This window comes from Vibrio japonicus (assembly GCF_024582835.1).
GTDB classification, from domain to species: Bacteria; Pseudomonadota; Gammaproteobacteria; order Enterobacterales; family Vibrionaceae; genus Vibrio; species Vibrio japonicus.
In genome coordinates this window covers 997,496-1,023,728 of record NZ_CP102097.1, presented here as the reverse complement: position 1 = coordinate 1,023,728, position 26,233 = coordinate 997,496, and the positions used below count along the sequence as shown (strand labels likewise).

The window sequence follows — 26,233 nt, the reverse complement described above, 5'->3', positions numbered from 1 at the left end:
ACGCTAAAACGCATAACGCCCAATTAAGGGGTGAGCAACGCTACCACCCAACCTGAAGCATTGTACCGTAACCACTAAAATTGAAGTAAAAGCAAAAATGCCAAGCGTTGGGAATCCCTCTTAAATTGTTTGTTAGCTTAATTGCTGAACAATAGTGATGTTTTTTTCAGGTATTACAATGACTCGATTATAAGTAGACTTGTCCTTAGATAAAAAAAACAACTTTCCATCCCTATACTTTACAACAATACCATTGAGACACTGTTGATCAGATAGCTTACAGACTTGCGTATTTGCCTCAGATTTTAAATGTTGATCTGCTAGTTCGTTCGCATCATTTACCACAGGTACGAAAGCAACAAATAAGACAGGAAGTAAGCCAATTAGAATGTAAGGCAAACTTTGCAAGTCTAAGTAGGAACCAACCCAATTAGCTTTAGCCGTTATAAACCTTTTCAGAGGCATATAGCCACAACCAATTAACGCACCAACAAGCATAAAAAATGCGAGACCTGAAGAGAAATTGAAAAACAGATACATGCCACCGATAGACAGGTATTCCAAAGAGTCGCCAATCATTTCATAGTGAGCAAATCCTAGTTTTTCTAGAAAAGCAGCATCATATAAAAAACCGATTACATATGCTGTAGTTACCATTAGGGACAAGATCCCTACAACTACTTTAGTCAAAACTTCCTCCATTAAGCTAACGCCCTGTTAAGGTGTGAGCAACGCAATACCGACGCTTCCGCATGCCACCTTAAACACTAAACGCAACGCATAGTAAAAATGCCACGCGTTGCGAATCACTCTTAAACAGTTTGTTAGGCATTTTCTATCACCACTTGTGATTATATTTTCTTTTGTAACTTTCGTAGAATATCAACGATTTGAATGGTTTCAATTCCTCAGAGTCTTCAGCGTATTGATTAATATCTTCCATCAACATTCTGGCATGTTCGTATTCAATGACAAATCTACGATCAACTACGTAATATAGACAAGGATTTAGAAGAACTAAAATAAACGAAATAAGAACAAAGACAAAACTACTAACATCAAGTGCTGGGTATAATGAAGCTAAAATCAATGCACTGAAACTAACAATGACACACAGAAACGAGTAAAACATAACTATCAGATATATTCTTGATATTATTTTAAACTCAGGTAACACACGATCTAAAGCTTTAATTAAGTCATCATCCTCAACATCAAAATATGCTTCGTGTACTTTGTGCTCACCAATAAATCGCGAACCTGTTTCAGTAAAACTACTTATTTCATTAAAATAGCGCGTGAGCATAAATCCAATCACTGCATTTACACCAAATGCTAATTGAGCAATTGTTAGAGTATTTGTAAGTTCCATTAAAGTCCTCTTATGCCTAACGCCGTGCTAAACGGCACCAAATGCTTGGCTATACTTTGCTAGGAACGAGCACAAGCCAAGCTCTTTTTGTCCGCTTTCAGCACATTGTTAGGCTTTTATAAATCGAGTTAAATTTTTTCGCCACGCCATACTTTAAATTCAACATCCAATGGTAACTTGTCAAATTTCGAGAACCAATCCTGAAACTCCATATAAGTACTATAGCTATTAATACGACTCCATGCCGTCTCTAATTTTGGAGGCGAGTATGGCTTTAACTCTTTTAGAAGAATGTTGTCAATTGGAACATGGCAAAACTTATAAAGGAAATCATAACCACTCAAATACGTATTTCCATGAGTATAAATATACTTGAAAGTCATGTTAATCCATTTCTGAGCTTGACCAATATGAAAGTCGCGATAGTTTCCTTTTTCATATACTTCTTTTAACTGGTAACAAAGACTTTTGTGCCATTCGGTGAATTCAGATTGACAACTAATCTTGGATGTTTTTATGGATTTAAAACTTGCAACTATAAGGTTTGTTGCTGACTCCTTTACTTCTTCTTTATTCTCTAATTTTGCAAAGTCATGTAACGTTCGATTAAAATCTCTATATGCACGCTCTACACAAGCAACTAGTGGCTCTTGCTTTCCAAAATATAATTTAAATAAGTAGTCTTTCCAATCGTCTTGCGTGATAGTTGTATTCATATTTTACCCGTAATAGTTTGAATAAATTCGTAATTTGGACGAAAGCCTAACGCCGCATTAAGGTGTGAGCCGCGCGACCACGAAACTTAACTAGACCACCGTAAACACTGAACTTAACCCAAACCAAAAATGCCAAGCGTGGCGAATCACTCTTAAATGCTTTGTTATGCTACTTTTAGAAGTTGATCTCCGCCTTAAAAAAGCCTCGATTCCAATCACAAGTACAACCTTGGTTTATTTCTGTATTTAATGCTTCAGAAACTTTAAATTTAACCCCATTGTTTGCCTTACACCATTCACAATCTCTTTCATCGCCACACGAAGTGTAAGTTGCTTGTTCTATACCAGCTGAAAGCATTTTATTGAAGTTTTCTATACGATTAGCCTCAAATGTCGCACGGTAATAAACTTGTTTAAGAGCTTCTTTCGGGTTAAGTAGATTAAGCCCACTTTCGGACAAGACTGCGACCAAATCTGAAGTGATTGATAAACGGCTATTCAGCCCTAACGATTTCTTTTCTTCAGCAGTAAGTTTTTCACCTGACTTATTTAGGTCAATTTCATGTCTCAAGTGTTTGATTACAGTATCGAACGTACCCTCTTTAAAATATGAAGATTCATTAAAGTGTTTCTCAAACAAATTATCGAGACTTTTAGGCTGAATAGCCTGTAAAGAAGGCTTCCTAGTTTTCTTATCCGAAGCCTTCTTACTAAAAATTTTACTTATTAATTTTAACAACTTACAATCTACTCCTGTAGCATAACGCCGCATTAAGGGGTGAACAACGCAAACCACCCAACCTAAACCATTGTGCCGTAAACACTAAAGCCAATTCAAACCAAAACTGCCAAGCGTTGTGAATCCCTCTTGAATGCTTTGTTAGTTGTCAAGCCTAAAGCTTTGATTTGAAATTAAATACCGCTTTGCCAACACTGACTTTACATGTTTTGAAAAACTCAAATCAGGCGCAGTTTCAAAGTGCCTGTCACTGAAACCACTTGGAATTTACAACGCCGTAGAAAACAGACTTTGAACAACAAATAAACCTTTTGGAAAGACAATGCCTCAGAGCTGACTTTCAACTAATAAAGCGGCTTCTGAAACAGAAAACCCAAACCGAACAAGAAACCAAAGCATGATTTTCACAAACCCAAACCTGATTACCACTAACTTTCAGTTACGTGGAGCGTCTATAATTAGAGTATCTGGATGGAGGATTGAGCATGGCAAAGAATCTCATTCAATTTCAAAAAGGTCTCTCAGTACATGAATTTATGCGCCTGTATGGTACGGAAGAACAATGTTATCAGCGGCTGTTTAACATACGGTGGCCAAATGGATATATTTGTCCTAACTGCCACTCTACGCACCATTGCCAACTCCAATCCCGCGCACTCTATCAATGTCACTCCTGCCATCAGCAGACGTCTATCACTTCCGGAACCCTGCTGTCGAATACAAAGCTTCCTTTAACGGTCTGGTTTCTCGCCATTTACTTACTCACTCAAGCCAAAAACGGCGTGTCGGCGCTCGAACTCTCGCGGCACCTTGGGATTTCTTATAACGCGTCTTGGAGGCTTAAGCACAAACTGATGCAAGCCATGAAGGAAAATGATGATAAACAGCCGCTTGACTATATTATTCAGCTCGATGATGCGTATTGGGGCGGCAGAACAAAGGGACAGAAGCGAGGAAGAGGCTCACCAAAGAAAACACCGTTGGTCGCCGCGGTCGCCTTAAATGAAGATTACCATCCCGTTTATATGCGAATGAGTGTGGTGAAGCGCTTAGAGAAAGCGGAAATCACGAAGTGGGCCCGTAAGCATGTTGCGCCTAAAACCCTAGCGATATCAGACGGTTTGTCCTGTTTTGACGGGCTTGTGAAAGCCGATATTTATCATGAGGTTGAAACGAAAAGTACCGCCGAAGATTTAGAGGAGTTGCAAGACAAGTACTTTCATTGGGTAGATACCATGCTCAGTAACGTGAAGAACTCGCTACACGGGACTTATCATGCGCTGAGGAAGAAGCATTTACCCAGGTACTTGGCCGAATTTTGTTTTAGGTTTAATCATCGATACCGCTTAGAGAAAATGGTGAGTGCTTTGCTCAGAGCGGCTGTTGAGGCTCCTCCGATGCCAGACAGGTTGCTTAGACTAGCTGAAAGTCGGTGGTAATCAGGAACCCAAATAACTAGAAACTGAAAGACGAAAACCTTGCCAAAAACACACGAACATTGGCCCTAAACATTCTGCTTTAGCTGCGTTTTTCTCGTTGGCAACTAACGCCGCATTAAGGTGTGAGCAGCGCTTGGCTATACTTGAGCGAAGCGAAAGCGCCAAGCGTTGCGAATCACTCTTAAATGCTTTGTTAGTTTTCTAATTCCCCAGTGTGCATACTTTCTAGTTTTTTACGAAGACGCTCCTGGCTACTGGCTTTGAAATTTTCTAACTTCAATCGCTCAAACCCTTTAGGGTTCAATTTGCAATGATAATGATGGTGCTCTTTTAGACGCTCATCTTCTTCTTTTTCTAGCTCAGCTTCGGTTTTAATCTTGCGTCCGGATAAGGAAAGCCATTTATCAGCGCACTTATACCAAGCAAAAACTAATGCTAAACCAGAGAAGAAGGGATGCGACCAACCTAAAAATGCTATTAATGCAGGAATAATCACGGCTGTAAATAGAATAAACCATTTCAGGATTCTTTTACCGACAAGCTCTTGCTTGAGTTTTACCTCTACTTCTTCTGACGTTTTTCTCGACAGCTCTCCATAGATTACCTGCAGTTCATCGTTCGAAGGCATCCACTCGTCAAGTTCGTTGCCCTGAAAACCGCCCCAACGATAAACATTGTTCGAGACACCACAGATATATGAACAGTCGGCGATTTTAGAAAGATTGGTAGTACTTTCGCATTCAAATTTCACTAAAGCTTGCAGTGGTACAGGAAAGCGCTGTACCCAGTATTCAAACTCTGATTCAACTATAGTCTTACACTCTTCGAGAGAGTAATCTTGAAGCAAGCGAACATACAATACTGCTGTCAGATCATCATGAGCTTCGCTTATAAACTTAGGAGAATACTTAACGTAATAGCCTTCTCTCCTAATTTCAATATCTTCAAATCTAATCCAAGGTTTCATGTGCCTCCTGAAAACTAACGCCGCGTTAAGTGGTGAGCAACGCAGACCACCAAACCTAACCCATTGTGCCGTAAACACTAAATTCAAAGCAAACCGAAAATGCTAAGCGTTGGGAATCCGTCTTAAACGCTTTGTTAGGTTTGTAGTATGATGCTGGGTGTGTACTTTGATTGACCTTTAACTAGCTCTTCTCCACGCTTTATACGAGCAAAAGCTTTCAAACTCAACCACGCAGGAAAGCCAAACATTGCCAATGTAGTGCCAAATAAAAGAAAAGATTGAACTTTGCTAATCCCCAAAACCCCGTCAATGAATAGAGGGGAGCAAGAGATAAAAGCGAACATAAAGTATAAAGAAGCATACAAAGACTTCCGCCAATTCCGCGAAAAACTCGAAGAAAACTTTTCTTTAAACTCAAGAGTCAGTGCCCCATGCAACTCAAGCTTTTTTAAGTATTGCTTTGACAGTACATAGTCCCTTAAACACTTCGTTGAGTTTTCCAACGTCAAAATATACTCGACTTCTTTTACTGATATATTCTCTGTGCCAGCAATCGCTTGGTAGCCTTTTTCCACAGCATAAGGATGTAGTTTACCTTCCGCTATATCGGACAGTAACTCTTTAGAAAAACGGTAATCGTCTTTCAATCTAGCGTGCTTACCACTAGCCAATTCAAGTAAGAATTTGCTCAATAGAATGAATGCTGAAACTAACGCAGGGATCTTGACCCACAATGAAATGTCCAAATTTCCTCCAAAAACCTAACGCCGCGTTAAGGGGTGAACAACGCAAGCCACCAAACCTAAATTATTGTGCCATAAACACAAAAACTAAACTTTGAACCAAAACTGCCATGCGTTGAGAATCCCTCTTGAACGCTTTGTTATGTGCCTAGTTCAAGCCAGGATGAAAATGCTGTAGCTTTGATATTAAAATATTTATCAATTAGCTTCTGCTTCATCGCACGACGAAGAAACAACTCAACTAACTTACTTGAGTTGACATCCTTTGTAGTAAAGTGGATCTCAACTTGGTTCGGTAAAAGACTAAAACTAAAATCAAGGCTCATATTCAATAACTTACGTGCAATGGCCTTTCCCCTTGCTTCTTTATCAACATAGATGTGACCAATATAAGTGACTGATTTTTTGATATGATGCCTGAAATAACAATAACCAATAGGACGCCCACATTCTACCGCAACCATTATCCAACGAAGATACTCAACATCATTAATCTCGCACTGTGCGATATCAGCTAACACTAAGCTCTCAAAGCCACGAGCTAATTCACTTGAAGCCTCAGATAAATCGAATTCTGATTGGAAAACATCGAGGTCTCTAGATATGAACATCAACATAATGGCCCTAACTCATCAGGTTACTGATCTATACTGAAGTGTGGCACATAACGCCCTGTTAAGGGGTGAACAACGCTACCACCCAGATTAAACCATTGTGCCGTAAACACTAAAGCTAATTCAAACCCAAACCGCCAAGCGTTGTGAATCCCTCTTGAACAGTTTGTTAGTTGCCAAGCCCAAGGCTCTGATTTGATGTTTATGAGCACTTTGCCAATACCCATTTTTCGTATTTTGAGAGACTTAAATCAGGCGCAGTTTCAAAGCGCCTGTCACTGAAACCACTTGGAACACGCAACGCCGTAGAAAACGAACTGACAACACCAAGAAGACCTTTGGAGAAACAAGGCCACAAAGCTGACTTTCAACAAGTAAATCGGCTTCTGAAACGGCAAACCAAACTAGGAAAAGATCGAAGCTCAATTTCCGCGAACCAAGAAACCGAAGTTCGAAGTGCAGAATAGAGCAAAGCACACGAACGATTAGACCTAAACACTCTGTTTTAGCTGCGATTTTCTCGTTGGCAACTAACGCCGCGTTAAGTGGTGAGCAACGCTACCACCTGACCTAAACCATTGTGCCGTAAACACTAAAGTTGAATCAAACCCAAAATGCCAAGCGTTGTGAATCCGTCTTAAACGCTTTGTTATATGCGTTCTTCCATTGAGTATGCTTGTGTTACAAACTCGCCACTATTGTCGATAATGGCGAGATATAGTTTGGTAATCATTTTCTGAACATCAAACTGATTGTCCACAACTTCAAGTTCTAAACCTAATTTAATTGAATAACTTTCTAGCAACCCTTTACGTATAACACCCTCGGTTGATTCAGCAAATTTTACTGTCCGCCCCTCGATAGATAAGCACTTACGTTGAGAACCATTATAAAAATGAGCCATAAAGGAAGCATAGTCTTTAGAAAATTGCATTTGGTCATTAGTAATGTCACATGCCATCAGCTCAATAGTTTGGATACTTTCAGAGCTAATTGAACTAAAGTACCTCATGTTCACACTTTGAAGTTCAGTGATAGCGTTTGCAAATGCTATAGAGGTATCTTTACAACCATCGTGAAATGTAAAGCTAGTCAGCGCTGTATGGCTTTTTAACATTCGATCAATAGCATTTGTTTGTAATTCAGTTAAGCGTTCCTTTTTGTGTTGAACTTTCCATTGAGTCAATACATGGTAAGCAACTGCAAATGAAAGCCCAGCAAAAACAAAACCACCAAAACTCAATGATAGGGAAAACAAGTCGAAGAACGTCTTTGTTGGTATAGTTTCTGTTTCAATAACAACACTATTTACGCCAAACCATGCACCAATCACGATTCCGAGACAGAACAATAACATGCTAATAATTTTGAACTTCATAGTTTCCTTTTTTGCATGAGCATATAACGCCGCGTTAAGGGGCGACAACGCTATACCCCGAAGCTTAAAGATTGTGCCATAAACACATAAGCTATGCATTGAACTAAAACCGCCGAGCGTTGGGAGTCCCTCTTAAACGCTTTGTTATACCTAAGCTAACGTGACACACTATCTTTTGTTGATTCGATTTTATCGGCTAAATAGCCATTAAACTTATGAACAAACAACAGAAAAGCTAAGTACATAAGCAAATTACTTGCAGACACATCTTGCGCTACTTTTTCTTCATGGAAAACCAAAAATGACGTTAAAAGCATGATGAGTGCTGTAACGATGTAGCACTTAAAAAAATGAAAGTTAAGCCTATTATTGTAATCTGGAACAGTGATTACACACGTTAACTGAGCCACTGAGAAAAATGTCGTAATGGCTAACAAAAAATTTTCTATTTGCATTTATATTCCTCGAATTAGAATGGAGAAATTTCTTCACAGTGAATTAGGTATAACGCCGCGTTAAGTAGTGAGCAACGCTACCACGAAACCTAACTTATTGCGCCGTAATCACTAAAGCTGATTCAAACCAAAATTGCCGAGCGTTGCGAATCTGCCTTAAACGCTTTGTTATGCTGCTTTCAGCCAAATAAGTTTTGATAGATACTTGTGACAATAGCCTGAGCTTTTTCATTAAATGATGGTATCGCTACTATGATAACCGTTGCTACTAGCCACCATATAATTTTCCCAGCAAAGGCACTAATGATGCCATTTTTGCAGATTTCCAAAAATGTAGGCTTACCGAAGTCACTAATAGGGGTTTTCATAAATTTATATACTTCCAACCCACTGGAAGTAACTTGTAAGGATTCATAGTTCCCATTTTCGTCCCCTTTAATGCGGTCGCCTGTTATATACCCCGCTTCAAGCAAATGTAGAATAGCCCAGAACGTTTTATCCTTCTTCCAATCATCCGTTCCACGCCTAATTTGCATGACTCGAAACTCTTTCGTTGAAGTAATTTCACCAGATTTAATCTTTTCAAATAATTCAATTTCTAACATCAATTCTTCACCGATATCCAGAGCAGCATAACGCCGCATTAAGGGGTGAACAACGCTACCACCCGACCTAAGCCATTGTGCCGTAAACACTAAAGCCAATTAAAACCCAAATCGCCAAGCGTTGTGAATCCCTCTTGAATGCTTTGTTATATGCATTACTCGATTAGATTTTCCAAGTTCCACAGTGCTGCAAAGCAACTTAACCCAAAACCTATATATTTAAATACGTTACGAAAAATCCTATAACCACGCTCATTATTCCGTTCATCGTAGTGGTCAACAATCACAGAGATCATGACAATACATCCACACACGAATGCGCCATACATTAGCCACGCTGGTTCATTGCTAAAATGAACACCACCACGTTTTGCAGGAATGTATAGATCGTTTTTATATAAACCGTAGCCACCGTAGACAGTTAGAAATACAGATAAAAGAGCACAAGCTACCCGCTCTGATAGTGCGATCTTATTCGGAGTATAATCCATATTTGCCTCCTGCATATAACGCCGCGTTAAGGGGTGCAGGCACGCAATACATAAGTTTCCGCAAAGCACCTTAAACACCAAACCCAACGCAAACTAAAAATGCCACGCGTGCCAAATCCCTCTTAAACGCTTTGTTATGTTTGGGGCTCAAACTGAGCATATATCCAGATTTTTTACCGAGTTTTCAGAAGACTATAGTTAAACCCACTTATTACATAGATTACCTATTCGTCGTTTTCTTATACCCGAGGATTACATCGTAAATCTTAAAAACTATACAATAGCTAAAATATTGTACTGGCCATAATTCTAGCCCTAAAATGCTTGTTGGATAATTCGCTAAGTCCCTAAGCTTCAAATATAAAACCGCAGGCCACCAGATAATTCCCGCAACTATCATTTCAAACCTGTAATACCACTTGAGCTCTATAGCTCCATCACTAGCCATCCCTGCATGAAGGAAAAGAAAATACCCCAGAACCGAAAGAAAAGTAATCAAAGCCACTCGCTTTATCCAAATCACGCATTTCCTCCGAAAACATAACGCCGCGTTAAGGGGCAGCAACGCGCTACCACCAAACTTCAATTTACCACCGTAAACACAAATACCAAGACTTGAGCCAAACTCGCCACGCGTTGACTGTCCCTCTTGAACGCTTTGTTAGGCATTGGACGCTTTGTTTAGCACCCATTTTTCCAGTTCTTCGTTGTCATCATCAACGACAATGCCTGTAAAAACGAAATTGTTAGCTTTTACAACATTAAGTGAAGCTACATTGATTGAAGAAATCAAAGCAACTACGTTTTCAACCAAACCTGTTCCAAACGCCAAATCGCAAAGTTGGTTAACTGCAGACTTTGCCAACCCACGACCTTGTTGCTTAGGTGCAACATTGTATCCAATTTCCACCTCACCAGCTTTGGGCTCATATTTAAAGCCACAAAAGCCAACAACATTATCTTGAAATAACATCATATAAGGTAGTGACCATATTTCAGCCCCAGCTTTTTGAGCTTGTTGCAATGAACGATTGAGCACATGATTAGGTGGAATAGAACCATTACAAAACTCAATTTCTTTCCCTGTTGTTCCAGTAATCAATTGATTCAGCTGTTTCTTATTTATCTGCTGTAGTTTCATTTTCCACTCTATGCCTAACGCCGCATTAAGGGGTGAACAACGCCACCACCTAACCTAAGGCATTGTGGCATAAACACTTAAGCTAAATTTTGGACCAAAACTGCCAAGCGTTGAGAATCCCTCTTAAATGCTTTGTTATACGCGGGCTTCCGACCAAACTGCGAACTCATTACCACTTGGTTCTAGAAAATGAAACCGGCAACCGCCAGGAAATTCGAATATAGGGCGAATGATTTCACCACCACTTTGAGAGACTTTCTTTAGAGTACCTTCAATGTCAGAGCTGTAGAATACTAAAAGTGCTCCACCGGTATTAGTTTGGTTGCAGCAATCAGCTTTGAAGAAACCACCGTCTAATCCCTGATTTGAAAAAGCTGTATATTCAGGTCCGTAGTCGACAAACTCCCAACCGAAAACTGAAGAGAAGAATGATTTTGTCGACTCTAAATCCTTTGCGCCAAACTCAACATAATTAAGTTTTTCATGCTGATTCATTTCCTTGCTCCTTGTTGATTGACCTGATAAGCGTATAACGCCGCGTTAAGGGGTGAACAACGCCGCCACCCTAACTAAACCATTGTGCCATAAACACAAAAGTTAAACTTTGAACCAAAACCGCCAAGCGTTGAGAATCCCTCTTGAACGCTTTGTTAGCCCTGTGACCAATTAGTACATATAACCCAGCCAGTCGACATGCCCATTTGCCCATTGCTTACCACTTATGGACTTTATAAACAGTTCATCAATGTGCTCTACCGCAACACCATAATTTGTGTGCTCATGAAGCCTTAGCCAAGAATGGATACCCTCAACTTTGCTATAACCTTGTTTTCTGTAAAATTCATCCAACTCTGAGATAAGCATGATGAAATCGACCGCCTTTCCTTGTGCAAACGATGATACTTCAGAAAGCATCAGTGAACCAATACCTTTACCTCGCCACTGTTCGGCAACGCAAAAATCAATGATACCCAAGACGTTATATACTTCATCACCGACTTTTATCGCGCGATAATCTAGCCCTAAATAACCAACGAGTATGTTGTTTTCATATTGCAAAGCACGCATATGAGGTAGCTGTTTGTAGTAGGAGCGATTAGCTTGGTGATCTGGGAACGCCTGGTTTCTTAAAGACTCTATAGCTTCATGCTGTTCTTTCGTTACATCAATTTCGTATACGATCTTCATACTTTTCCTTGTAAAGGGCTAACGCCCAATTAAGGGGTGAACAACGCCTCCACCCAACCTAAAACATTGTGCCATAAACACTAAGTTTGAAGTAGAAGCAAAAATGCCGAGCGTTGTGAATCCCTCTTAAATTGCTTGTTAGGCATTTTTTATTCGTAATTCTTTATTTCCTATCTTTTTTACTACTTTTAGACAGTCATTAATGGCATACAACTCGATATCCAAGTGCTCTTGCCAATGCACCGACGTCCGAGCTTCACTACGACCATTTTCTAAGTTTGCTATAGCGTCGACGACTTCATGTGACACAATAAAAGATGATCTTTCTGCTATTTTGTATACATCTTTTCGTGCTTTTCTGTAGTCAGCCCATAACTCATCGCTTACCTCATCGGATAATTCCCGCCCTTCTAGTGATGCTGTAAGATGCTCAGAAACGGGCCATTTCATTCGATGTAATGAATCTATTAGCTCAGAATAAGCAAACATTTTTTGTTCCCACACTTTTTCTTTGCGGTAACGAGAGGTAGCTAAATATGCAGCTAGAAAGGCCGCACCTACAGATATAATTATCTGGGCCGAAATTTTTATAATTTCAATGTCCATCTTGTTCCTTATGCCTAACGCCGCGTTAAGGGGTGAACAACGCGATACCACCCAACTTAAACCATTGTGCCATAAACACAAAAACTAAACTTTGAACCAAAACTGCCAAGCGTTGAGAATCCCTCTTAAACGCTTTGTTATGGCTTACCACTCACGAACGAACAGAAAGGTTAATCTGTTGTTCTATATGAACTTAACACGTTCGTCTAAGCACTCATTAGAACCCATTTCAAATTCGCGGCATATCCAAGGACGATTTTCATAAATTGTGCACATTAGAGTGTCTCTGTCTAAAGCGGCACACCAACCATCATTTAATCGCATCATTGTTTCACCACCATACTGATCACGAGCGATGAACTCTTCTGGCACTCCAGTATCCGAGATAATCATAACTTCAAGGCGGCAGCAGCAAGCTTGGCAGTTTGAGCAAGATACATTTGAGGAAGAAGGTGTATTAGTTGGTATAAGCATAAGTAACTACAGTTTAGTCAATTGTGCATGATACCGTAAATTTGATGTGAACAGCCTTTATTTCTGAGATTGCGGACCTTGTGAGCCATAACGCTTTCTAATCTACAAACTGTCGGTATAACCCTTTCATACCCTCGACATATCCAAAACTAAATCAGAATGCACCTTATCACATAAGATCATGAAACTTATAGATTACTTATGCATATAAACGAGTTACCACTCTAAATTAGCTCACAAAGTGACCACTAATTCTTGAATTCTACAAGACTAAACGTAACTGTATATAAATACAGTTAAAAAGTTGAACAATATGAAAAGCCAATTCTTACTCAGTGTTAAAGAACACATGCATGCTCGTCATTATGCCACTAAAACGATCAAAGCTTATATTCTATGGATCACTAAATACATTGCGTTCCACAACATGCAACACCCTTCTAAGTTAAATGAAACTCATGTTGAGGTGTTTCTCACGCACTTAGCAGTGAAAGATCGGGTTGCTGCGAAAACTCAGGCTCTTGCGCTTAATGCGATAAATTTTCTTTACAGGGAGTACTTTCGGACACCTCTATCAATGGAAATGAAATTCCAAAAATCGCTTCTTGATAGAAAATTACCAGAAGTGTTAACACGTGATGAGCTTAGGCGCTTTTTGACTCACATTGACCCACGATACAAGCTCCATATCATGTTGCTATACGGCTCGGGCCTTAGAGTAATGGAGTGTGTTAGGTTGAGAATCCAAGATATTGATTATCACTATAACGCAGTGAGAGTCTGGCAGGGTAAGGGGGGCAAAAACAGAATAGTCACGTTAGCGAAAGAGGCCATTCCATTATTAAAAGAGCAGGAAGCATTAACACTTAGATATTACAAAAAAGATCTAAATTATCCAGGGTATGCAGGAGTTTGGATACGGCCTTCACTACAAAAGAAATATCCTGGAGCAGAAATGGACTTTAATTGGCACTATTTATTCCCCTCAACGCGTTTATCACAAGATTTTGAGTCGGGGCTGACTCGAAGGCACCACATAAACGAAGCGGCCATACAAAGAGCCGTGAAACGCTCGTCAAAAGATGCAGGGATAACTAAGAGCGTAACTTGTCACACGCTAAGGCATAGTTTCGCTACCCATCTATTAGAGTCTGGAGCTGATATCAGGACCGTACAAGAACAGCTAGGCCATAGCGATGTCAAAACCACTCAAATATATACACACGTATTAGAGAGAGGAGGATCTGGTGTAATCAGTCCTTTGTCGACGCTATAAACAAGAAATAAAAAAGGAGAGCCTGGGCTCTCCTTTTCTTATACCTAAACTGCTAATTAAAGAGCAGTTTTCGCTTTCTCAACTAGAACTGCAAATGCAGCTTTGTCGAATACTGCGATGTCAGCAAGAATCTTACGGTCGATCTCGATAGATGCTTTCTTAAGACCGTTGATGAAACGGCTGTAAGATAGACCATTTTGACGAGATGCAGCGTTGATACGTGCAATCCATAGTTGACGGAATTGACGTTTCTTGTTGCGACGGTCACGGTAAGCGTATTGACCAGCTTTGGTAACTGCTTGGAAAGCTACGCGGTAAACACGTGAACGTGCACCGTAGTAACCTTTAGCTTGTTTTAGAACTTTCTTATGACGTGCACGAGCTTGTACACCACGTTTTACGCGAGGCATTATGCTTCTCCTAAACTAAACGATTGATAAACTAAAAAGAATTAAGCGTATGGCAACATACGGATTACTGCAGCCACTTCACATTTAGGAAGGATTGCATTTGGACGTAGTTGACGCTTGTTCTTAGTAGTACGCTTAGTCAGGATGTGACGTTTTGTAGCGTGCTTGTACTTAATACCACCAGCAGTTTTCTTGAAACGCTTAGCAGCACCTTTGTTGGTTTTCATCTTAGGCATGATGAACAACTCCGCATTGTAGTAGTTTAATAAACAACGTAATCAGGGCGAATGAAACCCTACCGTTTTCCATAAAGGCTAACGGCAGGGTTTAATTACTTGTAAGCCGCTAATTACTTCTTTTTAGGGGCAAGAACCATGATCATCTGGCGACCTTCAATACGACTTGGGAATGATTCAACTACAGCTAGTTCTGCAGTATCTTCTTTCAAGCGTTTAAGAACGTCGACACCGATGTCTTGGTGTGCCATTTCTCGGCCACGGAAGCGAATTGTTACCTTCACTTTGTTGCCTTCTTCAAGGAAACGCGTCAGGTTGCGTAGTTTTACCTGATAGTCTCCAATATCAGTTCCAGGACGGAATTTGATTTCCTTAATCTGGATCTGTTTTTGCTTTTTCTTCTGCTCTTTTGCAGCTTTGCTCTTTTCAAAGAGGAATTTGCCATAGTCCATCACACGACAAACTGGTGGCTCAGCATTTGGACTGATTTCTACAAGGTCCATACCAGCTTCTTCAGCTGCAGCAACCGCTTCTTGGATCGATACGACACCAACTGATTCACCGTCAGCGCCTGTAAGTCTAACTTCACGTACGCCACGGATTTCACCGTTTAAACGATGAGCATTTTGTTTGGCCGGTTGTTGGCCGCGTCTTCCGCCTTTAATAGCTTATTCCTCCAGATTGAGCTTACGGCTAGAGATCTCGTCTTGGATGTACGAAATAAAATCATCCACTTTAAACTTACCGAGATCTTTACCTTTACGAGTACGTACTGCAATTTCGCCAGCTTCCATTTCTTGGTCACCACAAACCAGCATATACGGTACGCGCTTCAAAGTGTGTTCGCGGATTTTAAAGCCTATCTTCTCATTTCTCAAGTCCGCTTTTGCTCTAATTCCAACTTTTTGCAGTTTTCGAGCAACTTCCTGAGCATAATCAGACTGTTTGTCAGTAATATTCATGACAACAGCCTGCTCTGGTGACAACCACGTAGGGAAGAAACCAAAGTACTCTTCGATCAAAATACCGATGAAACGTTCAAGTGAACCTAAAATCGCACGGTGGATCATTACAGGAACTTGACGTTCGTTGTTCTCATCCACATAAGATGCACCTAGACGTCCCGGTAGGTTAAAGTCTAGCTGCACAGTACCACACTGCCAAGCACGATCTAAACAGTCATATAGCGTGAATTCAATCTTAGGACCGTAGAATGCGCCTTCGCCTTCTTGAATCTCGTATGGGATATCCATCGCTTCAAGAGATTGCTTAAGTGCTTCTTCTGATTGATCCCAAATTTCGTCCGAACCAACACGTTTTTCTGGGCGTGTTGACAGCTTAACGACGATATTGTCAAAACCGAAAGTCTGGTATGTATCGTAAACCATCTTGATACAACCCGTCACTTCGTCTTGGATTTGGCTCTCAGTACAGAAGATGTGAGCATCGTCCTGAGTGAAACCACGTACACGCATAATGCCGTGTAATGCGCCAGAAGGCTCGTTACGGTGACAAGAACCAAATTCCGCCATACGTAGCGGTAGATCGCGGTACGATTTTAGACCTTGGTTAAAGATCTGTACGTGACCAGGACAGTTCATTGGTTTCAGAGCGTAATCACGGTTCTCTGAAGCCGTTGTAAACATCGCATCTGCGTATTTGTCCCAGTGACCAGAACGTTCCCAAAGCACTCGGTCCATGATTAGAGGACCTTTTACTTCTTGGTAGTCGTATTCAGTCAGTTTTTCACGAACGAAAACTTCTAGATCACGGAAAATCGACCAACCATTGTGGTGCCAGAAGACCATACCCGGTGCTTCTTGCTGCATATGGAAGAGGTCCAGCTGCTTACCGATTTTACGGTGGTCACGCTTCGCTGCTTCTTCAAGACGCGTCAGGTGCGCTTTTAGAGCTTTCTTGTCGTGGAACGCAGTACCGTAGATACGCTGAAGCATCTTGTTATCGCTGTTACCACGCCAATAAGCACCAGCTACATTAAGTAGCGTGAAGTGCTGACAGAAGCCCATGTGCGGTACGTGAGGGCCACGACACATGTCGATGTATTCTTCGTGGTGGTATAGACCTGGACGATCATCGCGAGCAACGTTTTCGTCCAAGATTTCAATTTTGTATGATTCGCCACGTGACTCAAACGTATCACGCGCTTCCTGCCAGCTTACCTTTTTCTTGATAACTTGGTACTTAGTCTTAGCCAGCTCTAGCATGCGCTTTTCAATCTTTTCTAGATCTTCTTGCGTAAGAGATTGCTCTAAGTCGATATCGTAGTAAAAACCGCTGTCGATGGTTGGACCGATCGCCATTTTTGCTTCAGGGTACAATTGTTTGATCGCGTGACCTAACAAGTGCGCACATGAGTGGCGTACGATTTCCAGTCCATCAACATCATCTTTCACAGTGATGATTTCAAGATTTGCATCTTCTTCAATAAGATCACATGCATCAACACGGTTGCCGTTTACACGACCAGCGATGGTTGCTTTAGCAAGACCAGGACCGATAGATTGAGCGACTTCAAGAGTAGAAACTGGGTTGTCAAATTGACGCTGACTGCCGTCAGGAAGAGTAATAATTGGCATTTATATATCCTTACAGTGGTGTTGCACACCAAGCAACACTTGATAAGTTTGTTTTTCGTTGTTAAACAATCAATTAAAAAACGAAAAGGCGTTTACTTCGTTTCTTGGGGCACTTTTAGGTACAAATACAGATGAACCACTCAATGCACCAAGGCAAGCATTGTAACCAAATCAGTCAAAATAACAATCAAACTCACAATTCAAGAATTAAAATATCGCGAAAAAAGCGGCAAACTCACTGACATCAGTGAGGAAAATTAAGCAAACGGCGAGCTTCCGGGATAACGTCGCTAGCAAGTAATCCGATCACGCCTTCCCTCGCTGCAATGACATCAGCAGCCTGGCTATGAATTTGAACCCCAAGTCTCGCTGCTTCGCTCGTATTTAACCCTTGCGCAAGCAATCCACCGATAATGCCTGTCAGCACGTCACCCATACCGCCCGTTGCCATTCCTGGATTGCCAGAGATACACACACTGCAGTGCTGACCATCAAATACCAGAGTACCTGCCCCCTTGAGGACTACAACACCTCCGTATTTACGCTGCAATTTTTGTACAGCTAGGTATCTGTCTGCTTCTACTTCTGCTGTCGAACAATGTAGCAGCCTTGCGGCCTCAGCGGGGTGAGGGGTAATGATTCGACGTGCATCATTATTGGGCTTTTGTGCCAAAAGGTTCAATCCATCGGCGTCAACCACCTTTGGAAGAGAACTCGCTTGCACAGCGCAAAACAAGGATTGTGCCCACGCGTCCGTTCCTAATCCTGGCCCAAAAGCAACCGCGTTTTGTGTAGCTAACTTAGAAGTAAGGGCATCAAAATCCCCTTGCCAAAGCGTTGACATCACTTCCGGACAAGCGACTTGAATCGCCATTGTTGAAGCTGGATGAGAAAAACAGCTGACTAATCCAGCGCCTATCCTGGCTGCTGAGTAAGAGCACAATCGAATCGCGCCACTATAGCCTTGATTTCCGCCTATACATAGCAATCGGCCGTGGTTGCCTTTGTGCGCGGTGGCTCGTCTGCGGGGAATGCTTGAGACAAGCTCATCTAGTGAAAGCAACGCTATATTGGACGGAAACAATGAAGAGAACTCTTCTTCGACATTTAGACCTGAGAAATGGAGTTTACCGACGCAATTGCGTGCGTTTCCGGTAACTAGCCCTCGTTTCAAAGCAATGAATGTGACCGTGTGGTTTGCACAGATACTATTGCCTAACTCGGTGCCCGTATCAGCACAGAGGCCGGAGGGGACATCAATCGCCACCACAGGCTTGTCACTGCCATTAATCTCATCAATCAATTGGCTGATGTGTGCACGCACCTGACCAGATAATCCAGTACCCAGTATGCCATCCACAATAACGTCGGCGCGCTGCAACGCAGAACTCATTTTCGATATAGGTTGAATTGCTTCCCCCATATCTCTCCATGCCTGCATCGCGCGTTTGGCATCACCTTGCAATCGTGCTTCTTCGACCGTCAATATCAGATCAACGCTCAACCCATCTTGCTTAGCTAAACGAGCAACAACAAACCCATCACCGCCATTGTTACCGGCTCCACACAATACGGAGATATGTTGTGCATTTGGATAGCTGCACTTGAGTACGCTATAGGTGGCTGCTCCCGCTTGTTCCATAAGCTCATAAAGGGAAAAACCAGATTTTTCTGCGGCTGCAGCTTCGCCCTCTTTTACCTGCTTTGCGGTGTACAATCCCTTGGGTAAAGTCATAACGAAACTCCTATTTTAAGGCAACCACCATCCGGTTCACTTCTTTAGGGAGATAAGCGCCTCAGCCGTCGCGTCTTGAATGGATAAGAACAGCGTTCGTACTTCTCCAGTCGGTGTTCTCATCGGGTTCAAGGTTATATTCTGGTACATGAAATCCGCTTGCTGTGTGACCGGACGAACATTACGGCATTTAAATAAATAAGGCCTCTGCTGCCAAGTAATAAAACTTCGGCAACCGAGATCATAAACAGGTTTGGTTTTTAATCTAAACCACTCCTGAGGAATTTCAGGAAACAACTCAAATAATGATTTTCCTATTGCATCATGCGGTTGGATTCCACTGTGGTGAGTCATAAAACCATTCCACACCTGCACAGTATAATCCCTATCAATCACGATTAGCCCTAAGTCAACATTGTGAACCATGTCCACCATCCAGTGAAACTGCTCAAACTCGGCTGGTAGAGTTAACATCAGAATTCCTCCATCAAGTAGGCCAATTTGTTGTCCAGTAATGGCAGTGACTCATCAACAAACATAAACAGTAGATCGCAACGGATTGAACTGCCATCAATGTTGTAACTCACTTCGAACGTCATCGTTTTATTGAACGAGCCAGAGGTAGATTCAATAACGGAATCAACCGAGATATGCTGACCAAGAAGCACAGGTGAGCTTTGGAAAAAACGAACTTCTGCCTGCTCCCCCAACCCATTGAGGAAAGAACCCACCAGAATATTAGAGACATCCATTAATAACTCAAGCTCTTCCAGTTCGTCGGTTTCTGTTGGCACCTTCATCAATTTTTTAAGCTCTGACACACTAGTATCACTGAGCAAAACCAATGCTTCACCGGCAATACCTTCCCCACTGAATCCCTGACAGACGCCGGATACTTGATTATTTTGTGTCAGATCCCTTAGCGCCATGTGAAGCTCACTCACTTCAAAAATATTCACATTCGGTAAGGGTAAGTTCACGAAAACATCAAAGTGTCGTGCCAGTGCGTCAGCCGCTCGCCCTATTGATACGTTGGCGACTTCCATATAAACATCACGTCGGCGAAGGGCCGGAAGCTCAACCGTAGAAGAGGTGATAGTTGGCCTTGGTGTGGGTTCAATAAAAGAACGGAGGAGTTCTTTAAGCTCATCTTTATTGATAGGCTTTTGAATAAACCCCTTAGCACCCAGTGCCAATACTCGTTCTTTAGCTTTGGGCTGTATATCTCCAGAGACAACAATAACGGAAATATCAATCCCACGATCACGAATCGCTTCCAATGTTTCGAATCCATCCAGCACGGGCATAGTAAGGTCGAGAAACATCAGCTTAAACTTAGAGCATTCCAGCTTGTTTAAGGCATCCAAGCCATGCTCTGCGAATGTGATATCCGCATTCAGCGTTGGCGGGAGTGAGCGAGCCATTTGCTTTCTTGCTAAAGCGGAATCATCACATATGAGGATAGGATAAGACATTCGTACATCTACCACTTCTTCTTAGAATAGTGATTTCAGTGTAACAGATAGTTAATGCGCCAGATATGGGGCAAGTTTGAATTAATGTCATGTAAAAAAGAGCCTTACAATGAAGGCTCTTTAGATGAACACCATTCTAGGTTATACGAACCCTAAGCCATACGAACCAAGGATTTACCAATAAGCCACTCCAGCTCCTTTTCGCTTTCTGGACCAAATTGAGCGGTTGTCATGGTATACAAACGTTCAATACCGTTTGTTGCAAACTCTTGGGTCTTTTGTGACGTTACGATATGGTGGAAAAGCAGGCGCAAAATCGCGCGGAATTCTTCATTGTCTAACGCCGCTATCCAACTGTCAGAGAACGCCGACAGTCCATTATCAAAGTCAACGTGTTCAACAAACATTTTAAAAATTCGACCATCGAGTGCCGCGGTAAAATCGGTTTTCTTTGGGAAGTGGTGACTAATCCCTGTTCTAGATACACCGGTCTGCTGGCTAATGGTTGTATAGGACATTTTGTCGTAACCAAGACGCAAAAGTTGATCGACAACTGCGTCCATGATTTTTTGGATGGTAATCTCAGTATCTTCTTTACTACGCTTTGGCATGTTTGGGCTCTTCTCTATCTAATTCCGTTTACATCAAAATGAATTTTTCAATTAAACCGTTGGTGATAACTCACCTAGCAGCGCAAGCGGCAATAACATGTACGAATTTCAATCTCTATCGCCTACAAAGCTCAACCATTCAAACCAATTACTTACGTTCAAATGCGCAGCCAAAATCCAGTAGTGACATAAGCAGAGCAAATACCAAGGCGATCATTTATTATTTTTACGATTGACTGTGGCGATAATCTTATAAATTGCAGTCCCTTACAACTAACATGCATTAGTTACGACAATAAAATGACGCTAAACTTCACGTTTTAGTGACACATATCTCAACAATGAGTGTAAATCGAGCGCCTCAATCTCAACGCCAACATGAAATGAAGATACAACATAAGGGCTAAGTGTCAGTTTATAGAGTTTTAATTGATAGATTCACTTCAAAGAAGCCGCTAAAATACCCACACTTTCTTTAAGAGGATATTGATATGAGCGACGAACAACAAGATCTATGTGAAGCCTGTGGTTTCGCTGGCGAAATGGGTTTTTTCATCAAAGAAGGTGATGAAGTAGCGGAAGTCACCATTTACGCAGATAGCAAAGCGCTGTTGGAAGCAGAGTTAGCGAAATATATCGAACTGGCCGAGCAAGTGTCAGCAAACGTAGAATACGAAGTCACTCCGCTTGAAGAAAACGCTAAAGAGTTAACCGCTCGCTTTAAATTTGAAGTCAGCGCTGAAAAACTCATCTTCGAATTGAAAACTCGTTCATTAACGCGTTAACGTAAATTTATCGATAAAAGCGGGTGCTTCGCCCGTTTTTTGATTCTCGGCGGCACAATCGTTGATCTTTTATCGCCTTGTCATAATACTAGAGTCAATTTCCCAATCGCGAACTTTTCTGGTCAGCTTTATGAGACTCGCTATTCTCGCAACACTCCTCGCTCTTCACTCTATGAGTAGTCTCGGTCAGACACTTGATCCATTTCGGGTTCTTAACCACCTGGATAATTATGGGAATCTCGATTTGCGTAACAAACCTTATACCGAGTTACCCCCGGGGTTAGTGGTACAAGGAAACTTGAATATCGCCAAGACATCCATATTGCGGCTACCACAAGGGTTGGATATTCAGGGCAGCTTAGACGCCTCGAACAGCCAGCTAAAACAGATCAGTAAAGGTTTGAAAATTAGAGGGTACGCGAACTTTTTAGGGTCGGATGTTGCTCGGTGGCCAAAAGGCGTCAAGCTTGGTGGCTACCTAAATTTAACAGACACACCTCTTACCTCCCTCCCTCCTAGATTGCGAGTAAAAGGCGATCTCAGTGTGATCCGAACACCCATCATCGCTCTGCCAGAAGGCTTGATCGTAGAGGGTAATCTCTACATTGGTGGCTCGGCATTAAGAGAGTTTCCCGATACGATGACAGTTAACGGCAACATCTATCTGGGAGGTAATCGTATTTCAAAATGGCCAACGAACCTCACACTGGGAGGGGCGGTCGCTCCATAAAAAAGGGATGCACTTGGCATCCCTCCTTTCATTTATTTTTAAGTAACTTACTTTTGCTTAAGTTACTTTTGTTTTCATTACTTTTGATTATTTACCGGATTTGCATAGCTAGCAATTAAATACGGTTGAGCCGCTTCAGGTAACTGCTCTAATTTCTCTTTGAGCTTCGCCTTCACTTCATCACTGACTTGTTCATCACCAGCGGCGAGTTTATTAATTGGGAACAGCTTATAGTTTTGATGAATCTGTCTGTCGATCTCTTCAGCCAACGCTTCCGGAGTGTCGAAGCCTTGCTCAATCACGTCACCAAACGCGACATGGACATGGCCCTTTTCACCCACAATACCTTGGATGATACTTTCAATATCTTCAAACTCACCTTTTTCATAGCTGCCGCGCTCCGCTTTAGACCAAAGCTCTTTTGCTTTCGCCACATCACACGGGTCGTTTTCGTATGAGATAGATACAGGTACAATTTTCAGTGACTTGATGTAATCCGAGAAATCGACTTTCTGTTTACGGCCTTCAACATGAAACATTTTCAAAATGGCTGGATCGGTAAAATCATTGCCATCTTTTGCACGACCTTCTTTTTGCGCAATCCAAATTGAGTGGCCAGTATCCAATGAGTGTTTGATGTAAGCTGACAACGTGCCCAATGCTTTCATCATTTCTCGTGGGCCTTTTGCAGAACGTTTTACGATGAAGCTCTTATTCAGCCTCATCAATTCCGTTGCACACGGCTTTTTCAATAAGTTGTCGCCAATAGCGATACGAACGGTTTTATGGTGACTTTGGTGTAGGCCGTAGTTAACCAATGCCGGGTCCATCGCAATATCACGGTGGTTCGACACAAAAAGATACGCCGTACTTTTATCCAGTTTTTCTAGACCGCTGTAGGTGACACCTTGAGTTGTGGCACTGAGTGTTTGGTCCAGGTACTTTTTCACCTCCAGCTGGATCGTTTCAACAGAGTTCAGCTTAGACCATTTCATTTTCAGATACACTTTCACCACTGGTGACATTAATGCTTTGAACCAGCCAGCGTGATTTGAAAATCGGTGCTGCAAAATAGCGCTAATAAATTCTTCATCGTTTACCAGTCGATCAATCGCCGCTGGAATCTCGTCATCATTGTATGGACGGATATCAATAAATGGGTCGTTACTTGTAGTCATTCTTATGTACACAAAACAAAAAGCTGGCCCATTCTACGCATAGTTCCACCTATTCGCAGCTATACTTCTCTCAGATTTGAAAAGGTCAGACCACGAAAATCCACTATTTCTAATTCGTATTGGCTTTTTTTGTCAGAAAAGTTACCCTTAGCGCCCCAAGTTATACGAGTACTTCCATGCATTACGCCATTTCCCATCAGTCGCTGCGACAAGATTTTCTTTGCTGCACACCGAGACGCAAACTTTTGAAACATACCCTGCTTTTTGTCAGAGAAGGCTTAGTACTCGCGAAACTGGGTAAGCAAGAATACGCGATTGAGAAAGGTGAGGCATTTTGGCTGCCATTTGATGCGCTTTGCTCTCTTACTTACTTTCCAAGCTCACACATCCAGCTTGTGGAAGTGTCCTCTCGCGTACGATCTCGAATGCCGAAACAGGGCGGATATGTTGAGCTAGAAGAGCTAACCACAGCGATTTTAAACAAACTCAGTCAAAACCATGTGAATGCTGAGTCGCAACAAGCATTATTAGCGGTACTGCGTAATGAATTGGCCAGCACCAAAACGACATTGTATGAAAGTGCAATGACACAGCATATCAATCATTGGCGTTGGGATTGCAAGCTCTCGGAATTGACCAGTGAACAGCAATTGGTGATGAAAGTCCGAGAGGCAAACAAGATGATGCTTTCCGGTCAAAAGCGCGAACAAATCATCAATAAATTGTTTAGCGGAGATAGCGCAGCATTTGCTCAACTAGAAACACTCCTTCTTGGCAAGTAGCTACTACTAGCACTGACTACAAGCACCGACTACAAGTAATTAACTAGAAAAAGTACCTAGGCATAAGGCGCATAGAAATGCGCCTTTTCCTTATGACTAAGCTGAAATTTTCAGTAGCATCATGCTGCTTAATGCGGGTATGCGCAGTTCACGCTTACCTGCATCTCCTTTGCATTCTTTTCCAGACAGCACATCTTGCCATTGGCCTGAAATTGAAAGCTCCGCTGTTTGAACTCGCTTAGATTTATTGATGATCACAACGCCCTTATCGCCACGCGCAAATATCAGCAAATCTTCTGATGCTTCGAGTACATCCATTGGTTCACCATGCACATGATTGTGAAAACCGATAGCAGCGACCATTTTGGGGTTATTCCATACATCTAGCCAACGCGGCTTGCCGTTGTTACCCGTGATTCCACTTGTATCTAAATCGGAGTAAATCAGAGGCACACCACCATCACGGCCTAGGATGTAACTGTATGCCAACCACTCTAGTTTCTCGTCTAATACGAGTTCGCTAAATACCTCGTTGTTTGGTATATCATGAGTAATTGCAAACGTAATTGCCCGATTCTGCGACAAGGCTTGACCGAAACAGTATGGATCCACCAGATCTTTTAAACTGCCGCCCGGTTGCAGTGAATCGTACGTCATCTGAAACAGCGGAAAATCATACGCACCAAATTGGGTATTCGCTAAAAACGGCTCTAGGAAAAGATCGTATTCCAGCTTACTTGCGCCACCGTTGGTAATGATTTCACCAAATATGTGCAGATCATGGCAAAGCTCTTGAGTCCAGACTCGTTGTAGATGTTCCAGCGTCATATGCTTTGCTGCATCAATACGAAATCCTTTTACGCCCAGCTGCTTTAGTGCCTTGAGATAGCTTTTTTGCTGCTCGATAACATGGTCACTCACTCGTAGTGTTGGCAATCCCGGATCTTTCGGTCCGCCAGTAATGCGTCCATTTTGAACTTGCCATTTATCCTGCCAATCTTTAATGCCAAAGGCTTCTACAAAGTCATCGTGATCAAAAAGCGGCTCGTCCAAATCACCAAACAGTTTCTGTTTTTCGAAATAGTCTTTCTCCGCCTTGTATTGTTCTATTTCTCCATCACTTGGGTACTGCAAATCACTTCGAATGGATGACTCATTCGCCATATGGTTGAACACCACATCGGCATAAACACCCACACCGTGCTCGTCTAAAGCCATCACCATTTGTTTAAAATCGTCCGTGTTACCCAGTTGATTATCAATGACTCGATAGTCTTGTGGCTGATAACGCTGCCACCACTGCGTTCCCGTGTCACTTTTTTTAGATTTCATTGGTGGAGACACAAGAACGTATTTGTATCCAGCGAGAGCAATTGCTTTCGCCCTTTCTGTAACCAATGCATACGGCCAATCGAACGCATGCAAAACCACGTCTGTTGCGTTAGAGGTGAACATTAGTATTTCCTCGTCTTTTTCTTCATCGCTACCAC

Annotated in this window: 31 protein-coding genes; 5 read left to right on the top strand and 26 right to left on the bottom strand. The window is 41.9% G+C overall.

Annotation, left to right across the window (positions count from 1 at the left end):
- Window positions 1-132 precede the first annotated feature (132 nt).
- The 4 genes from NP165_RS17820 to NP165_RS17800 all read right to left on the bottom strand — a co-directional run bounded on the left by NP165_RS17820 (window position 133) and on the right by NP165_RS17800 (window position 2,827).
- Window positions 133-690: a hypothetical protein gene (locus NP165_RS17820; protein ID WP_257085863.1), complete on the bottom strand. Its 558-nt coding sequence runs from the start codon at window positions 688-690 to the stop codon at window positions 133-135.
- 148 nt (window positions 691-838) lie between these two features.
- A complete protein-coding gene (locus NP165_RS17810) occupies window positions 839-1,372 on the bottom strand; it encodes a hypothetical protein (protein ID WP_257085862.1) in 534 nt (177 codons plus the stop codon).
- 128 nt (window positions 1,373-1,500) lie between these two features.
- The gene (locus NP165_RS17805) at window positions 1,501-2,088 is read right to left on the bottom strand and encodes a hypothetical protein (RefSeq protein WP_077261310.1); all 588 of its coding nucleotides are present in this window, start codon (window positions 2,086-2,088) and stop codon (window positions 1,501-1,503) included.
- Between the two features lie 175 nt (window positions 2,089-2,263).
- Window positions 2,264-2,827 carry a hypothetical protein gene (locus NP165_RS17800; RefSeq protein WP_257085861.1) on the bottom strand — a complete coding sequence of 188 codons (564 nt, stop codon included), beginning with the start codon at window positions 2,825-2,827 and terminating at the stop codon, window positions 2,264-2,266.
- 485 nt (window positions 2,828-3,312) lie between these two features.
- Between NP165_RS17800 and NP165_RS17795 the strand changes: the two genes are divergently transcribed.
- Complete coding sequence (locus NP165_RS17795) at window positions 3,313-4,266, top strand: IS1595 family transposase (RefSeq protein ID WP_257085860.1); 954 nt, start codon at window positions 3,313-3,315, stop codon at window positions 4,264-4,266.
- 193 nt (window positions 4,267-4,459) lie between these two features.
- Here NP165_RS17795 and NP165_RS17790 read toward each other — a convergent pair whose 3' ends face one another.
- The 12 genes from NP165_RS17790 to NP165_RS17730 all read right to left on the bottom strand — a co-directional run bounded on the left by NP165_RS17790 (window position 4,460) and on the right by NP165_RS17730 (window position 12,928).
- On the bottom strand, window positions 4,460-5,233 hold the full coding sequence (locus NP165_RS17790) for a hypothetical protein (protein WP_140375475.1): 774 nt from the start codon (window positions 5,231-5,233) through the stop codon (window positions 4,460-4,462).
- Between the two features lie 134 nt (window positions 5,234-5,367).
- A complete protein-coding gene (locus NP165_RS17785) occupies window positions 5,368-5,979 on the bottom strand; it encodes a hypothetical protein (protein ID WP_025572762.1) in 612 nt (203 codons plus the stop codon).
- A 137-nt stretch (window positions 5,980-6,116) separates the two neighbouring features.
- The gene (locus NP165_RS17780) at window positions 6,117-6,593 is read right to left on the bottom strand and encodes a GNAT family N-acetyltransferase (protein WP_257085859.1); all 477 of its coding nucleotides are present in this window, start codon (window positions 6,591-6,593) and stop codon (window positions 6,117-6,119) included.
- Window positions 6,594-7,239: 646 nt separating this feature from the next.
- Window positions 7,240-7,968 carry a hypothetical protein gene (locus NP165_RS17770; protein ID WP_257085858.1) on the bottom strand — a complete coding sequence of 243 codons (729 nt, stop codon included), beginning with the start codon at window positions 7,966-7,968 and terminating at the stop codon, window positions 7,240-7,242.
- Window positions 7,969-8,123: 155 nt separating this feature from the next.
- Window positions 8,124-8,423, bottom strand: coding sequence for a hypothetical protein (locus NP165_RS17765; RefSeq protein WP_257085857.1), 300 nt, complete (start codon window positions 8,421-8,423; stop codon window positions 8,124-8,126).
- A 179-nt stretch (window positions 8,424-8,602) separates the two neighbouring features.
- Window positions 8,603-9,127: a hypothetical protein gene (locus tag NP165_RS17760; RefSeq protein WP_257085856.1), complete on the bottom strand. Its 525-nt coding sequence runs from the start codon at window positions 9,125-9,127 to the stop codon at window positions 8,603-8,605.
- Between the two features lie 56 nt (window positions 9,128-9,183).
- Entirely contained in the window at window positions 9,184-9,519 is a 336-nt protein-coding gene (locus NP165_RS17755; RefSeq protein ID WP_216599469.1) for a hypothetical protein, read from the bottom strand.
- A 661-nt stretch (window positions 9,520-10,180) separates the two neighbouring features.
- Entirely contained in the window at window positions 10,181-10,660 is a 480-nt protein-coding gene (locus NP165_RS17750; RefSeq protein ID WP_147681924.1) for a GNAT family N-acetyltransferase, read from the bottom strand.
- A 135-nt stretch (window positions 10,661-10,795) separates the two neighbouring features.
- On the bottom strand, window positions 10,796-11,155 hold the full coding sequence (locus NP165_RS17745; RefSeq protein WP_140075534.1) for a VOC family protein: 360 nt from the start codon (window positions 11,153-11,155) through the stop codon (window positions 10,796-10,798).
- 171 nt (window positions 11,156-11,326) lie between these two features.
- The gene (locus NP165_RS17740; protein ID WP_029801225.1) at window positions 11,327-11,848 is read right to left on the bottom strand and encodes a GNAT family N-acetyltransferase; all 522 of its coding nucleotides are present in this window, start codon (window positions 11,846-11,848) and stop codon (window positions 11,327-11,329) included.
- Window positions 11,849-11,986: 138 nt separating this feature from the next.
- Complete coding sequence (locus NP165_RS17735) at window positions 11,987-12,454, bottom strand: hypothetical protein (protein ID WP_140050419.1); 468 nt, start codon at window positions 12,452-12,454, stop codon at window positions 11,987-11,989.
- Between the two features lie 183 nt (window positions 12,455-12,637).
- Window positions 12,638-12,928 (bottom strand): YkgJ family cysteine cluster protein, encoded by a 291-nt coding sequence (locus NP165_RS17730; RefSeq protein WP_079400291.1) that lies wholly within the window; start codon window positions 12,926-12,928, stop codon window positions 12,638-12,640.
- A 313-nt stretch (window positions 12,929-13,241) separates the two neighbouring features.
- Between NP165_RS17730 and NP165_RS17725 the strand changes: the two genes are divergently transcribed.
- Entirely contained in the window at window positions 13,242-14,204 is a 963-nt protein-coding gene (locus NP165_RS17725) for an integron integrase (protein WP_257085855.1), read from the top strand.
- 56 nt (window positions 14,205-14,260) lie between these two features.
- Here NP165_RS17725 and rplT read toward each other — a convergent pair whose 3' ends face one another.
- From rplT to NP165_RS17685, 8 genes are all read right to left on the bottom strand, one after another.
- A complete protein-coding gene (gene rplT / locus NP165_RS17720) occupies window positions 14,261-14,614 on the bottom strand; it encodes a 50S ribosomal protein L20 (RefSeq protein ID WP_009602381.1) in 354 nt (117 codons plus the stop codon).
- A gap of 41 nt (window positions 14,615-14,655) precedes the next feature.
- Window positions 14,656-14,850: a 50S ribosomal protein L35 gene (gene rpmI, locus NP165_RS17715; RefSeq protein ID WP_005377932.1), complete on the bottom strand. Its 195-nt coding sequence runs from the start codon at window positions 14,848-14,850 to the stop codon at window positions 14,656-14,658.
- 113 nt (window positions 14,851-14,963) lie between these two features.
- Window positions 14,964-15,452 carry a translation initiation factor IF-3 gene (gene infC, locus NP165_RS17710; protein WP_306439767.1) on the bottom strand — a complete coding sequence of 163 codons (489 nt, stop codon included), beginning with the start codon at window positions 15,450-15,452 and terminating at the stop codon, window positions 14,964-14,966.
- A gap of 66 nt (window positions 15,453-15,518) precedes the next feature.
- A complete protein-coding gene (gene thrS / locus NP165_RS17705) occupies window positions 15,519-17,447 on the bottom strand; it encodes a threonine--tRNA ligase (RefSeq protein ID WP_257085854.1) in 1,929 nt (642 codons plus the stop codon).
- Window positions 17,448-17,691: 244 nt separating this feature from the next.
- Window positions 17,692-19,182, bottom strand: a complete 1,491-nt coding sequence (locus NP165_RS17700; protein ID WP_257085853.1) for an NAD(P)H-hydrate dehydratase — start codon at window positions 19,180-19,182, stop codon at window positions 17,692-17,694.
- A gap of 36 nt (window positions 19,183-19,218) precedes the next feature.
- Complete coding sequence (locus NP165_RS17695) at window positions 19,219-19,656, bottom strand: PAS domain-containing protein (RefSeq protein ID WP_257085852.1); 438 nt, start codon at window positions 19,654-19,656, stop codon at window positions 19,219-19,221.
- Entirely contained in the window at window positions 19,656-20,657 is a 1,002-nt protein-coding gene (locus NP165_RS17690; protein ID WP_257085851.1) for a response regulator, read from the bottom strand. The genes NP165_RS17695 and NP165_RS17690 overlap by 1 nt, the downstream gene beginning before the upstream one ends.
- Before the next feature lie 152 nt (window positions 20,658-20,809).
- Window positions 20,810-21,268 carry a TetR family transcriptional regulator gene (locus NP165_RS17685; protein WP_257085850.1) on the bottom strand — a complete coding sequence of 153 codons (459 nt, stop codon included), beginning with the start codon at window positions 21,266-21,268 and terminating at the stop codon, window positions 20,810-20,812.
- A gap of 491 nt (window positions 21,269-21,759) precedes the next feature.
- Between NP165_RS17685 and NP165_RS17680 the strand changes: the two genes are divergently transcribed.
- A complete protein-coding gene (locus NP165_RS17680; protein WP_257085849.1) occupies window positions 21,760-22,053 on the top strand; it encodes a YfcZ/YiiS family protein in 294 nt (97 codons plus the stop codon).
- Window positions 22,054-22,183: 130 nt separating this feature from the next.
- Entirely contained in the window at window positions 22,184-22,783 is a 600-nt protein-coding gene (locus NP165_RS17675) for a hypothetical protein (RefSeq protein WP_371133731.1), read from the top strand.
- A gap of 77 nt (window positions 22,784-22,860) precedes the next feature.
- Here NP165_RS17675 and NP165_RS17670 read toward each other — a convergent pair whose 3' ends face one another.
- Window positions 22,861-23,961: a 1-acyl-sn-glycerol-3-phosphate acyltransferase gene (locus NP165_RS17670; protein WP_257085848.1), complete on the bottom strand. Its 1,101-nt coding sequence runs from the start codon at window positions 23,959-23,961 to the stop codon at window positions 22,861-22,863.
- Between the two features lie 176 nt (window positions 23,962-24,137).
- On the opposite strand from NP165_RS17670, the gene NP165_RS17665 reads away from it, so the two are divergent.
- Entirely contained in the window at window positions 24,138-24,743 is a 606-nt protein-coding gene (locus NP165_RS17665) for an AraC family transcriptional regulator (RefSeq protein ID WP_257085847.1), read from the top strand.
- Window positions 24,744-24,839: 96 nt separating this feature from the next.
- On the opposite strand, the gene NP165_RS17660 is transcribed toward NP165_RS17665, so the two are convergent.
- Window positions 24,840-26,198: an alpha-amylase family glycosyl hydrolase gene (locus tag NP165_RS17660; RefSeq protein ID WP_257085846.1), complete on the bottom strand. Its 1,359-nt coding sequence runs from the start codon at window positions 26,196-26,198 to the stop codon at window positions 24,840-24,842.
- Window positions 26,199-26,233: the final 35 nt, after the last annotated feature.

Bases quoted from the DNA above. Each gene is read 5' to 3' on its own strand.
- NP165_RS17725 (WP_257085855.1), top strand. From the start codon at position 13,242: ATGAAAAGCCAATTCTTACTCAGTGTTAAAGAACACATGCATGCTCGT.
- NP165_RS17660 (WP_257085846.1), bottom strand. From the start codon at position 26,198: ATGTTCACCTCTAACGCAACAGACGTGGTTTTGCATGCGTTCGATTGG.
- NP165_RS17685 (WP_257085850.1), bottom strand. From the start codon at position 21,268: ATGCCAAAGCGTAGTAAAGAAGATACTGAGATTACCATCCAAAAAATC.
- NP165_RS17765 (WP_257085857.1), bottom strand. From the start codon at position 8,423: ATGCAAATAGAAAATTTTTTGTTAGCCATTACGACATTTTTCTCAGTG.
- NP165_RS17695 (WP_257085852.1), bottom strand. From the start codon at position 19,656: ATGTTAACTCTACCAGCCGAGTTTGAGCAGTTTCACTGGATGGTGGAC.
- NP165_RS17740 (WP_029801225.1), bottom strand. From the start codon at position 11,848: ATGAAGATCGTATACGAAATTGATGTAACGAAAGAACAGCATGAAGCT.
- NP165_RS17745 (WP_140075534.1), bottom strand. From the start codon at position 11,155: ATGAATCAGCATGAAAAACTTAATTATGTTGAGTTTGGCGCAAAGGAT.
- thrS (WP_257085854.1), bottom strand. From the start codon at position 17,447: ATGCCAATTATTACTCTTCCTGACGGCAGTCAGCGTCAATTTGACAAC.
- rpmI (WP_005377932.1), bottom strand. From the start codon at position 14,850: ATGCCTAAGATGAAAACCAACAAAGGTGCTGCTAAGCGTTTCAAGAAA.
- NP165_RS17750 (WP_147681924.1), bottom strand. From the start codon at position 10,660: ATGAAACTACAGCAGATAAATAAGAAACAGCTGAATCAATTGATTACT.
- NP165_RS17790 (WP_140375475.1), bottom strand. From the start codon at position 5,233: ATGAAACCTTGGATTAGATTTGAAGATATTGAAATTAGGAGAGAAGGC.
- NP165_RS17755 (WP_216599469.1), bottom strand. From the start codon at position 9,519: ATGGATTATACTCCGAATAAGATCGCACTATCAGAGCGGGTAGCTTGT.
- NP165_RS17735 (WP_140050419.1), bottom strand. From the start codon at position 12,454: ATGGACATTGAAATTATAAAAATTTCGGCCCAGATAATTATATCTGTA.
- NP165_RS17680 (WP_257085849.1), top strand. From the start codon at position 21,760: ATGAGCGACGAACAACAAGATCTATGTGAAGCCTGTGGTTTCGCTGGC.
- NP165_RS17670 (WP_257085848.1), bottom strand. From the start codon at position 23,961: ATGACTACAAGTAACGACCCATTTATTGATATCCGTCCATACAATGAT.
- NP165_RS17805 (WP_077261310.1), bottom strand. From the start codon at position 2,088: ATGAATACAACTATCACGCAAGACGATTGGAAAGACTACTTATTTAAA.
- NP165_RS17810 (WP_257085862.1), bottom strand. From the start codon at position 1,372: ATGGAACTTACAAATACTCTAACAATTGCTCAATTAGCATTTGGTGTA.
- NP165_RS17795 (WP_257085860.1), top strand. From the start codon at position 3,313: ATGGCAAAGAATCTCATTCAATTTCAAAAAGGTCTCTCAGTACATGAA.
- rplT (WP_009602381.1), bottom strand. From the start codon at position 14,614: ATGCCTCGCGTAAAACGTGGTGTACAAGCTCGTGCACGTCATAAGAAA.
- NP165_RS17675 (WP_371133731.1), top strand. From the start codon at position 22,184: ATGAGACTCGCTATTCTCGCAACACTCCTCGCTCTTCACTCTATGAGT.
- NP165_RS17770 (WP_257085858.1), bottom strand. From the start codon at position 7,968: ATGAAGTTCAAAATTATTAGCATGTTATTGTTCTGTCTCGGAATCGTG.
- NP165_RS17780 (WP_257085859.1), bottom strand. From the start codon at position 6,593: ATGTTGATGTTCATATCTAGAGACCTCGATGTTTTCCAATCAGAATTC.
- NP165_RS17690 (WP_257085851.1), bottom strand. From the start codon at position 20,657: ATGTCTTATCCTATCCTCATATGTGATGATTCCGCTTTAGCAAGAAAG.
- NP165_RS17665 (WP_257085847.1), top strand. From the start codon at position 24,138: ATGCATTACGCCATTTCCCATCAGTCGCTGCGACAAGATTTTCTTTGC.
- NP165_RS17700 (WP_257085853.1), bottom strand. From the start codon at position 19,182: ATGACTTTACCCAAGGGATTGTACACCGCAAAGCAGGTAAAAGAGGGC.
- NP165_RS17730 (WP_079400291.1), bottom strand. From the start codon at position 12,928: ATGCTTATACCAACTAATACACCTTCTTCCTCAAATGTATCTTGCTCA.